The 14,135-nt window shown below is 46.3% G+C and carries 10 protein-coding genes; 5 read left to right on the plus strand and 5 right to left on the minus strand.

The genetic code is table 11. The features are described 5' to 3' along the window. Positions 1–50: 50 nt before the first annotated feature. Entirely contained in the window at positions 51–626 is a 576-nt protein-coding gene (locus tag RIG27_RS17190) for a restriction endonuclease subunit R (RefSeq protein WP_446347117.1), read from the minus strand. A gap of 274 nt (positions 627–900) precedes the next feature. Continuing rightward, positions 901–1,506 carry a DUF6544 family protein gene (locus RIG27_RS17195; RefSeq protein ID WP_446347119.1) on the minus strand — a complete coding sequence of 202 codons (606 nt, stop codon included), beginning with the start codon at positions 1,504–1,506 and terminating at the stop codon, positions 901–903. A 224-nt stretch (positions 1,507–1,730) separates the two neighbouring features. On the opposite strand from RIG27_RS17195, the gene RIG27_RS17200 reads away from it, so the two are divergent. Next, entirely contained in the window at positions 1,731–2,630 is a 900-nt protein-coding gene (locus RIG27_RS17200) for a phosphodiester glycosidase family protein (RefSeq protein ID WP_446347121.1), read from the plus strand. Positions 2,631–2,825: 195 nt separating this feature from the next. On the opposite strand, the gene RIG27_RS17205 is transcribed toward RIG27_RS17200, so the two are convergent. Together RIG27_RS17205 and RIG27_RS17210 are read right to left on the minus strand one after the other, a co-directional pair. After that, positions 2,826–4,406 carry a BamA/TamA family outer membrane protein gene (locus tag RIG27_RS17205; RefSeq protein WP_446347123.1) on the minus strand — a complete coding sequence of 527 codons (1,581 nt, stop codon included), beginning with the start codon at positions 4,404–4,406 and terminating at the stop codon, positions 2,826–2,828. Positions 4,407–4,579: 173 nt separating this feature from the next. Next, positions 4,580–7,945 carry an alpha-mannosidase gene (locus tag RIG27_RS17210; protein WP_446347125.1) on the minus strand — a complete coding sequence of 1,122 codons (3,366 nt, stop codon included), beginning with the start codon at positions 7,943–7,945 and terminating at the stop codon, positions 4,580–4,582. Positions 7,946–8,285: 340 nt separating this feature from the next. Between RIG27_RS17210 and RIG27_RS17215 the strand changes: the two genes are divergently transcribed. The 3 genes from RIG27_RS17215 to RIG27_RS17225 all read left to right on the plus strand — a co-directional run bounded on the left by RIG27_RS17215 (position 8,286) and on the right by RIG27_RS17225 (position 12,683). Continuing rightward, positions 8,286–10,361 carry a hypothetical protein gene (locus RIG27_RS17215; RefSeq protein WP_446347127.1) on the plus strand — a complete coding sequence of 692 codons (2,076 nt, stop codon included), beginning with the start codon at positions 8,286–8,288 and terminating at the stop codon, positions 10,359–10,361. A 230-nt stretch (positions 10,362–10,591) separates the two neighbouring features. After that, positions 10,592–11,926 carry a TrkH family potassium uptake protein gene (locus RIG27_RS17220; protein WP_446347129.1) on the plus strand — a complete coding sequence of 445 codons (1,335 nt, stop codon included), beginning with the start codon at positions 10,592–10,594 and terminating at the stop codon, positions 11,924–11,926. 61 nt (positions 11,927–11,987) lie between these two features. Continuing rightward, on the plus strand, positions 11,988–12,683 hold the full coding sequence (locus RIG27_RS17225) for a potassium channel family protein (protein WP_446347131.1): 696 nt from the start codon (positions 11,988–11,990) through the stop codon (positions 12,681–12,683). Between the two features lie 215 nt (positions 12,684–12,898). Here RIG27_RS17225 and RIG27_RS17230 read toward each other — a convergent pair whose 3' ends face one another. Beyond that, a complete protein-coding gene (locus tag RIG27_RS17230; protein WP_446347133.1) occupies positions 12,899–13,630 on the minus strand; it encodes an HAD family hydrolase in 732 nt (243 codons plus the stop codon). 40 nt (positions 13,631–13,670) lie between these two features. On the opposite strand from RIG27_RS17230, the gene RIG27_RS17235 reads away from it, so the two are divergent. Next, positions 13,671–13,835, plus strand: a complete 165-nt coding sequence (locus tag RIG27_RS17235; protein ID WP_446347135.1) for a hypothetical protein — start codon at positions 13,671–13,673, stop codon at positions 13,833–13,835. Positions 13,836–14,135 lie beyond the last annotated feature (300 nt).

Raw genomic sequence — 14,135 nt, forward strand, 5'->3', positions numbered from 1 at the left:
GGCTCTTCCGGACTTACTATGCCAAACTGTTAGTTAAAACGGCTCCAAATTCAGTTATACCGTGATTTTATGCCTCCACAGTCTAAGTTAACTCGAAATAACGCCCAAAATCCTTGCTTAGCAAAGATTTTGGGCGTATTCTGATGCAATTTAGCATAACAGGTACGGAAGAGCCAAGTATTCGGACTATTGAGCATATAAAACAACGCTTGCGGTAACGCTTCACTCAAACTAAACCGCTTACTTTTTGACTCAATCACTGTCACCCACAATTGCTGATGTAACACCAAAACATCAATCCGTCCCCGCACCACTTCATCCTTCTCCTCAACTACAATTTCCACTTGTTTCTCAGCCACCGGACGAAAGGGATAGCGAAATAAGCCAGCCAGGGACAATAACGGCGACAATACGACCATTTTGACAATTTCTTCATGGACTGGATATTTTTCCAATGCCAAAAAATCCGCCTTAACTTGGTCTAGCCATTCCTTTTGATCGGTTGTAAGTTCGGGTAATTTCCCCTGCCATTCCCCAAAAAACTGCTCATCCTCAACCTGTTGCAGGTTAAATTTATTTTCTACATCATGCAGGGTTAATTCACTCGCTTGAATCACTTGTGCCATAATCTTTGAGTCCTTTGAATAGTATCCTTTCAGTATAAGGATAAGGGTTTGAGCCGCTGATGGGACGGGACGCGATCGCATATCTGAAAGGTTATCATATAAGCACTTCAGAATTTAAACCTTAATGTCAATAATAGCGAAATTTTTGTAGTGCGAGCATCTTGCTCGCTACTCATGAGAAAAGGGCGATTCGATCCTCTGTAGGGGCGGGTTTTACTACTATCTTTTCGGTTGCACCTCAATGTAACTAAACCCGCCCTGTTCCTAGAGTTTTTTATTCGTGCCAGCGAAACTCAGCACCTTCAGGATTGTTCCAGCGCCTCAGCTTGACACTCTCCAACCGCCCCTGATGATCAACCGTGAGGATAAGTTCTGTACTCTCGCCAAATAGGGTTAAACTAGCATGGGCATGAACTGCATCTGATGCCGTCCACGATACATCACGTTGGCACAGAACAGAGGGGAACCAGACAAGTTCTGCCAACATTCGACCCACAGTTGATCGCGTAATATCTGCACCTGAAGCCGTCATCACCGGAAACAGCCCTAACAGCTTCCACCGCATCCCGCCAACGCCATCCACCAGCCGATCAGAACCCCATATCGGTAAGCCATTCATCCGTACCGCCGCCCGCCAGATAAAACCTCGACGCCAACAGATGACTTGTTCTGCGGTGAAGGGAAGCCAACCCCGCAATTTAATTTCACCATGCATCCGCAGTCGCACCGCAGAGGCTAATCGTGTTCCTGGCGCGATCGCATGGTTCAGATAGCGTTGTACCGTATCAGGACACCCTACCAACTGATCCGGTTGAAAAACCTGTTCGCTGGGTGGTGTTGACTCCCACAACTCCTCCAGGGAAACCCTTTGACTCATCATTACCTCCAACGCCGATTCTTAAAAACAATTGTCCGGATTAAATCGTTATAATCCAGTATTTATTGTCAGCGAAGCTAATCGATTCATCAGGTTGCTAGAGGAACGGTAAATCCTGTTTTCATTCTACACAAACCGTCCCGCTTACCCAATTACTATTTTTCCATCACAATCACCCCGTACCAGGTTGCAATCCACTAACTTCTAGTCCTATTGAAATTGTACCGATGTCACGTCAATATTTATCCAACTATCAGCGAAAATTCACTCGACGTTCATTTCTCGTCCTAGGTGGTGCCGCGTTAGCCCAAGGATTAGGACTTATTTCTCCCGTCGCCGCCGAGTCAGTCAGTCTGCGGCGCAGTACGATTTTAGGAGTTTCCCTCTATCAAACCCATATTGATTTGACCAACCCCGATACGTTTATCGCCATTGGTTTAGCCAATAATTCCACGTTGGGAAATCATCAAGGGGCAATTGGTGAAGAATCCTTTAATCGTATGGTTCGCCGCTATCACGCCGCTGTTGTCGCCAGTGGTACATTTTTCAGTAGCAAAGATCCCAAGCGGCTGATGGGAAATATGGTATCCGCCGGAAGCTTTCTCAAATACAGTCCCTGGGAAAATTATGGTACAACGCTGGGATTGCGGGTAGGAAATCAGCCGGAGTTAGTGACAGCGCGAGTGGATGGAAAGCCAGACTGGAGTCAACATTGGTTTTCGATTACAGGAGGTCCAAGACTTCTGAGACAGGGAAAAGTCTGGTTAGCGCCGCGTAGTGAAGGATTTACTGATCCGCGTGTTATGGGTGTGGCACATCGCTGTGCGATCGGGTTTCCCGCTAGTGGCAAAAAATTAGTCTTAGTCACGTTTCTAGCACCGTTACCTCTATGGCGAGAGGCGAAGGTAATGCGGGCAATTGGTTGTAGTGAGGCGATGAATTTAGATGGTGGAAGATCTAGCGCATTATACCACAGGGGGAGGATTTTGGTGAATCCAAAACGGACGCTGACGAACGCAATTGTTGTGTATGATTCCCATCATCGAGCCCCCACATTCTTACGAGAGACTTGGCAGAAGTTTCAACAAGGAGAACGACCTGTTGTTCCCCAGTTATTCAGGGTTTGAAGGATTAAAAAATATATCGTTTAAAAAAGAGCGATCGCCTGTCAGATCCCTGTAGGGGCGACCCGCTTAGCCTAATTAACACCACCAGTCCACTTAATTTCATCGGGTCGCCCTCTCCTCTTCTGTTTTTGATGGAATTGACGAGACTGGAAAAATGCTAATTCGTGACCCTTAGTATCTACATACCGTTTAACTTCAAAACCGTTCCCCTACGCCCAAATGCACCTGAGAATCCCCCTGATCATTTAAGCCAAAATCAACCTGTACTGGACCAAAGGGCGATCGCACTCTCACCCCAACCCCATAACCAAATCCACTCCCCGGCTTATCCCGCACCTCTCCCGGTTCCCCGGTTACCGTATCCCCTGAGCCTAAATCTGTGGCATAATCAGCAAATATCCGACCCCCCAACCAGGTAAACAGCGGAAACCGATACTCAGCCGTGGCTTGGAGGTAAGACCGACCTGCACCCACTTCCCCACTCTGATAGCCGCGCACGGAACTCCCTCCGCCGAGGCTAAAGGCTTCATAAGCAGGTAAATCGCCAATCACGGTTCCTCCCTGAAGATTAAACACCAAGGTTTGATCGCCAGAGGTGAACCCAAACAACTCCACCGGAACATACTGGGTATAACTTCCACTGAGACGGTTTAAAAAAATATCAGCTTCACCCACAGGAACCGACTGATCCATCCCTACCCTGACATTAGTTCCTTGAGTGGGATAATCGGTATCATCGCGATTATCTTGCACCGCGGATAGATTCACCGTCAATAAATCATCTTGACCGCGATCGCTTAAACTTAACGGATTGCCAAATTCATCCACCGGTTGCACCTGATCAGTAAACGCCTGATCCCGAATCGACACCCGCTGATAGGATAATCCTACCCCAGCCTGCCAATTCCCTCCCAGAGGGCGAAACACTTCCCCACTTCCTCCCAAACGATGCACCCACGGGGTTTCCCCATTCGGCAAATCCACCTCGCGATCGCCACCAATAAACACCTCCGATGGAGAACGCTGATTAAACACTGCCAAACTGTACCCTGTCCGCAACGGATCACCCGCAATCCACGGATCAGTAAAACTCACCTCAAATCCTACGGTATCTTCGCCTGCTTCCAGTTCTAACGCCAAGTTCTGATTATTCCCGCCCAGATTTTCCTCCTCTAACCGCAACACCCCATAAATCCCTTTTGCCCGACTTGCACTGGGAAAAGCCGTGACATTAAACGATGAATCCTCAACCACATTCACAATCATGATAATTTGATTGGGTTGATTGGTCGGTTGGAGACTAAGGGTAGCATCCTGGACACTATCTAACTGCGTGACTCGCTCTAACCCTTGCTGGGCGACGTCCGGGCGATACACGTCTCCGGGTTGCAGGTCAAATTCTCGCGTAATGATATAAGGACGAGTGTTTCCGGGAATGGGTTGACCGTCTTGATCAACAAAGCGAACTTGAATATCCGCGATCGCAATAGATCTCCTGGAAGGAATAGGATTACGCCTTGGTGATTGAGGAAGTTGAGGAACATCGGGGAGAGTCGTCTGCTTTTGGAAGGGTTGCGATCGCCTCTGGCGGTACGTGGGGTTTAATCGCGCTTCGATTGGCATCCCCTGATTATCCACAAATGAACCATACTCAACTGGCGAAACTGCGTCTATTTCCTGTGCCCGACTCGATGCAGCCGCCAATAATTCTGCACCTACCCCAGCCAATACTAGGGGAAGAATAAACCACTTGCGCCACCGTCGGTAGAACCCCATCAGCCACCTTACCCGCTACGTGCCAGTTCTGCTTTTACACCGATGTTATCAGTATATTTCCCATCGGGGAAGGTAGAGAAGCTTCTTTGGGTAGAAGGGGTTTGAAACTGTTCCCTGTTAAGAGTTCCCTCTCCTCACCCCCAAACTTATTCAGCAGACCCTAAATAATATTATTAGGTTTGAACGATCGCGTAACTCCGAATCTGCCAAGGCGCTATCCTCAAGGCTTGCAGCGTCGGGGATTCTGGAGACTGAGGACGTTCCAATAAATCAACGCAACCCTCTATCGCCAACCCTAAATCACTGGTTAATGAAACTTCCGCTTCCTCTCCCTGACATTCATAACACCGCAGAATCCAACGGTGGGGATTATCTTGCGATCGCTTGAGAGCCATCACCACTAAATTTTCTGCCGATAACTCTAGCAAGGAACCCCTGGGGGGCAATAATTTAACACAAATGCCACTGACTTTAGAGTTTGTAGTCAGCGCTTTAGCGCTTCTGGCACTAAAGTGCCTACTACGAACCCAGCTTAAGTCAGTGCCATTCGATTTAACACCCTGATTCGCCGTATCTTCTAGCCTGACGACTTGCAGGGGGAAATTTAACTCATACCCTCGCTGAACCGTTTTCGCGGCTTGCCAAGTTCCAGCATGAGGATAAAGTGCATAAGTAAACTGGTGAATTCCGCGATCGGCATCGGGATGGGGCCACATTGGACTTTTGAGTAGGGTTAATCGGAGTTGAGAGGGGTGGGCGTCATAGCCGTATTTACAATCATTGAGTAGACTCACGCCGTAAGTTTTATCAGCCAAATCCGCCCAACGTAAGGCTGGAACCTCCCATTTGGCTTGTTCGGCGCGGGTTTTGGGTTTTGTGGGGCGTTGGATTGCGCCGCAGGGAATTTCATAGGTAGCATAGTCGGCTTCTAGGTTTAAGGGGAATGCGGCTTTGACTAATACCTGGCGTTCCTGCCAATCTACGGTTGTGGCTATTTTGAGGAGGGGTGAATCTGATGTTAGGATGTAGTCTTGGCAAAACTGGGATTGTCCTAATTGACGAATAACTTGCAGACGCGATCGCAGATTTCCTTGTTCTAGCCATTGAATCGATTTCAGTTGGGTTGGCGGTAAGGGATGTTGATGGTAATTGGGGTCAATATTCCAGGCGTCCCAATATTGACCTTTGTCTTCAAAGGCTTGCAGTTGATTTCCTGCACCGCTTAAGATTTCTCGTTGGTTTTGTTTATCAAAGATGCTGCTTAAGTCGCCAGTATTGGGATTGACGATAATTCGCAGGTAGTCATTTTCGAGGATAAATTCGTTATCGGATGGGGGATTGGGGTTGTCGTCTTCTGGGGGAGTGTCTGTGGGACAAACCCAGACTATTTTATAGCCGATGGCGGGGATATCTTTTGCCTGAAATAGCAGATGGGTTTGATTCTTCGCTTTGCTTGTATGGAATCCGGTTTGGCTGGGGATTTTTTCGCCGTTACTATCGTAAATTTGCCAGGTTTGATTGTTGGTGATGGGGAACTGTTTTTTCAACGCAGAGGTTCGCAGAGGTTCGCGCAGAGGTTCGCAGAGGGAGATGGTAATGAGTTCTGAATGTTGCCAGTTGAGGGGATTGAATAGAATTAGGGGTTGGGCGTTGGGGTGAGGGGGTGAAGGGAGGGTGATTTGGGACGCGATCGCGTTTAGGGATTCGGCGATAATGGTTTGGGTTATTGTCTCGGTTTGTTGCCATTTTTGGTTGGCTTCAATGAAGACTTCGGGAATGGAGGTTCCGGGTAAGATATCGTGGAATTGATTAAAGAGAACGTTTTTCCAGGCGGTTTCTAGTTGAGATTGAGGATAGTTTTTTGTAGTGATTAGGGTGGCGAGTGAGGCAAAGAGTTCGGCTTGATACAGTAATCTTTCGCAGCGACGATTCCAGCGTTTTTGATCAGCGTGGGTGGTATAACAGCCGCGATGGAGTTCTAGATAGAGTTCGTTATTCCAAATTGGATTAGGAATGGGGAATTTGTAGGGGCGGGTTTTACTACTATCGTTATTTGTTACCCCGATGTGACTAAACCCGCCCTCATCTCCCCTATTTTCTAACTGATTCTCAAGATTCTGCAAATACTTCAATGCGGTGGTAAATTCTAAGTTGGGGAAGAAGGGAGATTGTTGCCAACGCTTTGCTACTTCTAACATATCGCGAGTGGGACCACCGCCATGATCGCCTACACCGGGTAACCAAAAGATATCCTTAATTTTGGTTTGGGTTTGCCACTTAATCCCATAATTGGTCATGGTAATTGGATTGGTGTCCATGACTCCAGTAATATTAGGCGGCGACATTAAACTGAGAATTCGAGTTCCATCCGGTGATTGCCACCAAAAGAGGTGATAGGGGAATTCAGTTGTGTCATTCCAATGCAGTTTTTGGGTGACAAAATAGTTGATTCCGCCTTGTTTTAAAATTTGAGGTAATTGCCACGTAAAGCCAAAACTATCGGTTACCCAAGCAATTTGACTAATTTGACCGAATTTTTCTTGGGTATAACGTTGACCATAAAGAAGTTGCCGGACAATGGATTCACCGTCAATTAAGTTGAGTTCGGGTTCAACCCACATCCCGCCAACAGTTTCCCATTTTCCGGCTATGACTTGTTGTTTAATTTGGCTAAATAAGTCGGGACGATTCTGTTCGATCCAGGCATAAAGTGCGGGGGTCGTATGACAATAGGTCAAATTAGGAAAGTCTTGCTGTAAACTGAGAACCGATTCAAAGGTTCGCATGGCAACATCCCAGGTTTCCTGAGTTGACCATAACCAAGCCATATCTAAATGGGCATGACCGAGTAGGTGGAATGTCGCGTTAGGGGTGAGGTTTTGAGATAGTAAATTTTGCCGCAATTGAGTTAGCGATCGCGTAAACTGATCGGCATCAGATACCCTCTGCCAGTTAATCTTAGCTACAGCCGTCGCGAGGGTGTCTAATTGTTCGGGTGCAAAGGCGGTTAAATAGTTCTGTAATACGGTTAATTCATCCGCAACAAATCCCGGATCAATCGAATCTATTGATTCATAAATACAGGCAGAACGCATTAACCCGCCAATATCATGACCTGGACTCACTAACCGTACCATGACCGTAATAATTTCTCCAGGACTAACGGTTGAACTAAGGAGGACTCTAGCGGAAGAATCAAATAAGTCTCCTTCTTGGACTAACTCACCATTCACAAAAATTTTGGCATCTTCCGCCCACCAGGTTAGCGCTAGTCGTAAGGTTAATCCGGCTAAGGGATAACCTTGTAAATTGTGGGGAATAATAAATTGTTGACCGAACCACATTACTTGGCGTCCGGCTGACCAGATAATATAGCCTTTATCATTGAGTTCACCACTTGACCCGTTGGCAAAAATGTGGTTACTTATCTCCTCCAGAGGTAGGTCTTCAGACCACAATTTCCAATTCGTCTGCACATTCACCTGAGTTAAGGCGCGGAGTTTAGCAATAGATTCAGAAAGGAAGGGTAATGGGGACATGGTAATTAAGGATAAAAGTTAATCGTTAGCCATCCAAATTACGAAAGCGCCTGTCGCATTAATTCGCCTAGGTTATAAACCCAAGTAAGCAAAAGCTTAAGTACGCCTTAGCTTACTACATTAAAGACGTTGAACCCGTTTTAACTCAGATCTTGCACTATCTAAGCCAAATTGTAGGGTGCGTTAGCAAAGCGTAACGCACCATTTATAGCTGAATTAAGAGTTTGTTGTGGGTGATGCTAGCGTTTATGGCGAAGACAGCGCAACTACGAACATTCGCTAAGAAAGCGATAAAGTATGGAATAATAAATAAGTCATCGCTGCTTCTGCTTGCATCACCATGTCTGCTTCTACCCCAGGTCGCTACCGCAGCCGATTGTTCAATTTTATCAATCATCATTCTCGCCGACTCCTCGATCGCGGTGAACGGGCAATCCGACATCTGAAAGTCGCGGCTGTTTGGGGAACGCAGATTCTCCTCTATCCTATATATATGGTGGTTCAAACCAGTCTCACGGCTGGACGGCAACTTTCGGCAGAGGCAAAAACGGGATGGACTCGATTAAAAGCCTTGACCCAATCCCAACCCCCAGAACCACCGCCTGCTGTTGATACGCCGATTCAACGGGTTCTTAAGGAAGTCGAAACCTTACAATTCACATCTTGCACCATTCTCAATAGGGCGGTTAAAACCGCAGCTACACAAACGAAACCCGCCTTCGCGGGTTCCCCAATCCTGGTTCCGCTAGTCCGCGAAGGTGGACTTGGTTTGTCTAGCTGCGAATTTGATTCGCCGAGGTTTATTGGAATAGAACCAAATAAAATAACCGATACTCCTAATCTGGATATCTCCTCTTCCTCACGGGTAGAGATTCAAGGTGTAGCCACCCTCCTCCCCACCCGAACCCTAGTTCTGGTTTCCATCACTAATGAAATTTTGGATATCCTCACCCCAGAACAACAACAAAAACTGGCGGCGAGAATAAGCTGGGAATTGGCTACCCTATATCGTCAGTGGCGTTTAGTTGATAATTTAAAGACTTCCAGAGTGCAACGCCAACTCAGTCACTTGGCTAAACCCTCTCTGTTTCTCCCCTTAAGACTATTCTGGCAACTCATGGCATGGGTGCAAACCAGTCCGGTTGCGATCGCGATTAATCTCTTCGGTGAGTCTACCTTATCAGACGATCAGGAACTCATGCCTGCGATCGCATCTCCCACCGAAATTCCCCAAAACTTTGCCTATTCCTGGCTGAAACGATTCGCACCAGGGGGAACCTTAGCCGCGATCGATGACACCATTGCCCAATGGGAATCGCACCCTCTACAGACATCGAATCATGTTGCGATCGCACTCCGTCACCGCAGCCAAAGTTTACTGCAAACGTTCAAAACCTCATTCATCACCCCTCGACAGCCAACTGATCCAACCCAGACATCAGCATCTCACCCCTTTTGGCTGGTAGGATTAATTTACGCCGCGATCGACTACTTTTTTGGTCAGGGTAGTTCTCACCCATTCCATCACCAAGACACAACCTCAGTTAACCCCACCGAGGACATTAATCAACGATTCGCTAACTCAACAACTTCCGTCACCCTTCCTGGAACAGAATTCACGTATAAGACTGAACCTGATCCATGGTTAACCTGGGATGATTTATTTGGGTGTCCAAACCCCACGTCCACACCAAATTCTGCTGTCACTAACTTTATGGGGCTGAAGGAAAACGTTCAATCAACGTTCCCCCAACTTTCTCCAGGATTTACAGTCAAAAAAATGGCTATCCGCAACAACCCTATTGGTGCTATTCTCCAGCGTTTTGGTTTCTATAAACAAGCTGAAACCCTACGGGTAACCGCTCAAGAACAACCCAATTCACAACAACAATCTGTTAGGTTTGGACAGAGTATTGAAGCTAAATTACTACGTTGTATTCCTCTCCTTAACCTAACCGAAAATGTCGATCGGAATCACAACCCACTTACTCACACCCAAACGCAAACGGTTAACTATTCCACTCCACTTTTCTATCCAATAGCATTACAAAGTTCAGAAATTTCGACATTAGAAAATAATTGTAAAACGGGAACAGTTGTCAAGGTCTTTCCGGCGACATTATCAGAGCAAAGTCCAACAAGTTTACCTGAACCTTTACCCTCCTATTCATCTTTGCCGTTATCTTTTGATTCTGCCTTATCTTCACCATCCGAACACCCCATTTCCTATGCCCACAACCATGATATCGAACCCGCGCCCGACTGGATTGAAACGGAGGCAATTTCCACAGGATATGTTAAACATCCCTTAGAAGAAATCCTAGAATGGTTGGATGTAAAAATGCTTTGGCTGGAGGAGGTAACGATTAAAGCTTGGCAATGGATGCGACAATTTTTTGCCAAGGACAACGGATGATATTAAGTTCAGTTGAAGGTAGTGGAGAAGATGAAGTGATGGGCGAGTCATGTTCCATACGTGATCCAAGAAGCGTCTGTGTGTAGGGGCGGGTTTAGGGACTAATATTGAATGTTATCCCTAGCTTGGCGGCAAAACCCGCCCGACCAAATGACAAATAACAAATGACGAATGACTAATGACGAATGACTAATGACGAATGACTAATGACAAATGACGAATGACGACTTATGACTATCCCGCGCACGATTTGCCTCGGATTCTTAGCCATGATTACCGTAGGCACATTTCTGTTAATTCTACCGTTCTCTACTCAGGATGGAACATGGACTGATCCAATTACCGCCTTATTTACCGCCACCTCTGCTGTCTGTGTCACGGGTTTAGCTGTGGTTGATACGGGCAGTTATTTTTCGGGTGTCGGTCAGTTTTTTGTCCTTGCCTTATTCCAGCTTGGCGGGTTAGGCTATATGACAACCACGACCTTTATGTTACTCTTGGTGCGTCGGCGGTTTAACTTGCGTCAGAAAATAGCCATTCAACAAGCGTTTGATCGTCCGGGTTTAGAAAAAAGTTCGTTTGTTATTCGCTCAATTATTGCCACAGCAATAATTTTTGAATTAACCGGATTTTTCCTGTTGTTACTCGTCTTTGTTCCAGAGCAAGGCTGGAATCAAGGATTGTGGTTAGCTCTTTTTCACAGTATTAGCGCCTGGAATAATGCTGGATTTAGTTTGTTTTCCGATAGTTTAATCGGCTATCAGTCATCTGTTTTGTTACTTGGGATTATTTCGGGACTGATTGTCTTAGGTGGAATTGGTCAACCTGTTATTTTTGAACTGTATCTCTGGTTGCTCGATATCTTTAAGTATAAACGTGAAAAACTTACCTTTTCTCTGAATTTTAAAGTGGTAACCAGCACAACCTTATTCCTATTAATCCTAGGAACAATCGCCTTCTTTTTTGTCGAAGTAAATAACCCGAACATTTTAGTAAATTTAAGTTTCCGGGATAAACTTTTAAGCGCATGGTTTCAGTCGGTGACGACAAGAACGGCAGGATTTAACACCATTGATATTAGTCAAATGACAGCAGCGGGTTTATTTATGACAATTGCTTTCATGTTTATCGGTGCCAGTCCAGGCGGAACCGGGGGCGGGATGAAAACGACAACCTTTCGGGTGTTGGCGAATTGTACGAAGGCGATTTTACAAGGAAAAGAGGAAGTTTATCTGTACAGACGTCAGGTGCCACTCAACCTAATTTTAAAAGCCACGGCGGTTCTGGTTGGTTCGGTCACCACCGTAATTATTTTGACCATTTTAATTGCGATCACTGATCCCCATATTCCATTTATCCAACTCCTCTTTGAAGTTGTATCTGCTTTCGCGACAGTTGGACTTTCAACGGGTATCACTGCTGGTCTCTCGGCGTTGGGAAAAATTATTTTAGTGGCAACGATGTTTATTGGGCGGGTAGGAATTATCGCATTTATGGCAACCCTCCTGGGAGATCCCCGTCCTAGTCATGTTCGTTATCCGGAAGAAAATCTACTCGTAGGATAATGCTACTTTAACGGGTATAGGGTTATGATCAATAATATTTCATTGAGGAAAGGACAAGGGTGTGAGTTGGTCATCTGTAGGGTTCTGGCGGAAGCTGCATCGAGAAAATAAGCAATTTGCTGTCATTGGTTTAGGGCGTTTTGGTCGAGGCGTTTGCTCCTCCCTACACCATCTGGGACATGAAGTCTTAGGAACAGATATTAATGAAAAACTGGTTAGTCAAGTCTTGACCGACCAAATCGCCGCCCATGCGATTCAACTCGATTCTACCGATCCCAAAGCCTTGAAAGAGGCGGGAATTTTTGAATTTGATACGGTGATTATTGCGATTGGCAACTATTTACAGGAAAGTATTATTACTACGCTCAATATTAAGGAAGCGGGCGTCCAATACGTGGTGGCTAAAGCGTCTTCAGAAGTTCATGGTAAATTGTTAGAACGGGTTGGTGCTGATCGCGTGGTTTATCCGGAATATGAAGCGGGTTGTGCTTTGGCGCGATCGCTGACTCAGCCTTCTATTTTAGATCGCTTTGAGTTAGACCCGAATCACAGTATTGTGGAGATATCAGTTCCTGAAGATTTTCATGGCAAAACCGTGATGGAACTGCAACTGCGGAATCGCTATGGCTTAAACTTGTTAGCAGTTGGTCAAGATGATCAGTTTGAGATTAATCCCGCTCCCACAACTCGTCTATTTAAAGGGTTTGCCATGGTGGTGATTGGTTCCAATCGAGATATTGAGCGTTTGCCTATTTAAGTAGGGAACAGGGAACCTAGGGTATCGGTCAAGAAACCGGGTTTCTTTGGGTAAAAGGTTGATATTAGAGTTGTCATCCTCACGAGAAACCCGGTTTCTAGGAATACTTGATCGGCGCTCTAGAAGAGATAATGTAGGGTTGGGTTTGACTACTATCTTTTCTTCTCTCACCTAGATGTGACTAAACCCGCCCCGATTCCCCTATCTTTGATCATTTATAAAACCTGAATTTCATCCAATTGTGCGATCGCGACATCTGCATCCGGGAAATGAATCGAGGTTCCCCAGCTAATTCCAATACAACCCGCCGCACCCGCACGACTTGCCATCGCCATGTCTCCTGCTGAATCTCCCACCATCAGGGTTGCACTCGCAGAAACGCCTAAACGTTCACAGGCTTGCAGAAATAACGCCGGATCAGGTTTACTAAGGTCTGTATCAACCCCTTGTTGTAATTGAATATAAGGCTCTAACTGGTGACGTTTGACAAAGGCTTGTACTCCTGCTGTTGAAGCCGCCGACAGAATTCCCAATTTTAAACCCGCTTCAGACAGGGATTTGAGGACATCTAAACTTCCCGCAAATAACGGAGAAGTTCCCGCTGCATCCTTGAGATATCGCTCTGCTTCGGCAAAGGCATTACGGGCAATCTCTAGAGATTCTATCCAACCTCGCCCCGTTTCGGCAATATAAGCCGCTGCTGCAATTTCACTTTCTCGACGGCTACCCACCGCCATTAAACCCGTCGGATCAAGGGTATCATCCTGAATCCCAAACGCCATCAGCAAGGGTTCACCCACACCAGGAATTTGAGCATCAATCAAACGCGATCGCTTATAGGCTAATTCTCGCAAAAAGGCTTGTGAATCTTCTAACGTCCCATCTTTATCAAAAATGATCGCTTCTATATTCGGGAATGTCATCTCCCGACAGCGAATAGTTACCAAGGGTTACACTCCTAGAACAGCTCTCAGAGACTATCTTCCCATGTTGCTAATCATTCGTACAGGAGATGGGGAAGATGGGGAAGATGAGGGAGATGGGGTTGTAGAGACGTTCCGGTGGAACGTCTGGGAGCTGTGTAGGGGCGGGTTTCACTACTATCATTTTTTTGTCCACCCTAATGTCACTAAACCCGCCCTGTCTAAATGATAAATGACTTAGTAGCGAGCAAGATGCTGAGTAGCGAGCAAGATGCTGAGTAGCGAGCAAGATGCTGAGTAGCGAGCAAGATGCCTAGTAGCGAGCAAGATGCTGAGTAGCGAGCAAGATGCAGAGTAGCGAGCAAGATGCCTAGTAGCGAGCAAGATGCCAAGTAGCGAGCAAGATGCCTAGTATCGAGCAAGATGCCTAGTAGCGAGCAAGATGCATAGTAGAGAGCAAGATGCCTAGTATCGAGCAAGAAGCAAAGAAGCGAGAAAGATGCATAGTAGACAGCAATATGCAAAGAAC

The sequence above is a fragment of the Coleofasciculus sp. F4-SAH-05 genome, from assembly GCF_040222985.1.
Lineage (GTDB): Bacteria > Cyanobacteriota > Cyanobacteriia > Cyanobacteriales > Coleofasciculaceae > Coleofasciculus > Coleofasciculus chthonoplastes.

Bases quoted from the DNA above. Each gene is read 5' to 3' on its own strand.
- RIG27_RS17190 (WP_446347117.1), bottom strand. From the start codon at position 626: ATGGCACAAGTGATTCAAGCGAGTGAATTAACCCTGCATGATGTAGAA.
- RIG27_RS17195 (WP_446347119.1), bottom strand. From the start codon at position 1,506: ATGATGAGTCAAAGGGTTTCCCTGGAGGAGTTGTGGGAGTCAACACCA.
- RIG27_RS17200 (WP_446347121.1), top strand. From the start codon at position 1,731: ATGTCACGTCAATATTTATCCAACTATCAGCGAAAATTCACTCGACGT.
- RIG27_RS17205 (WP_446347123.1), bottom strand. From the start codon at position 4,406: ATGGGGTTCTACCGACGGTGGCGCAAGTGGTTTATTCTTCCCCTAGTA.
- RIG27_RS17210 (WP_446347125.1), bottom strand. From the start codon at position 7,945: ATGTCCCCATTACCCTTCCTTTCTGAATCTATTGCTAAACTCCGCGCC.
- RIG27_RS17215 (WP_446347127.1), top strand. From the start codon at position 8,286: ATGTCTGCTTCTACCCCAGGTCGCTACCGCAGCCGATTGTTCAATTTT.
- RIG27_RS17220 (WP_446347129.1), top strand. From the start codon at position 10,592: ATGACTATCCCGCGCACGATTTGCCTCGGATTCTTAGCCATGATTACC.
- RIG27_RS17235 (WP_446347135.1), top strand. From the start codon at position 13,671: ATGTTGCTAATCATTCGTACAGGAGATGGGGAAGATGGGGAAGATGAG.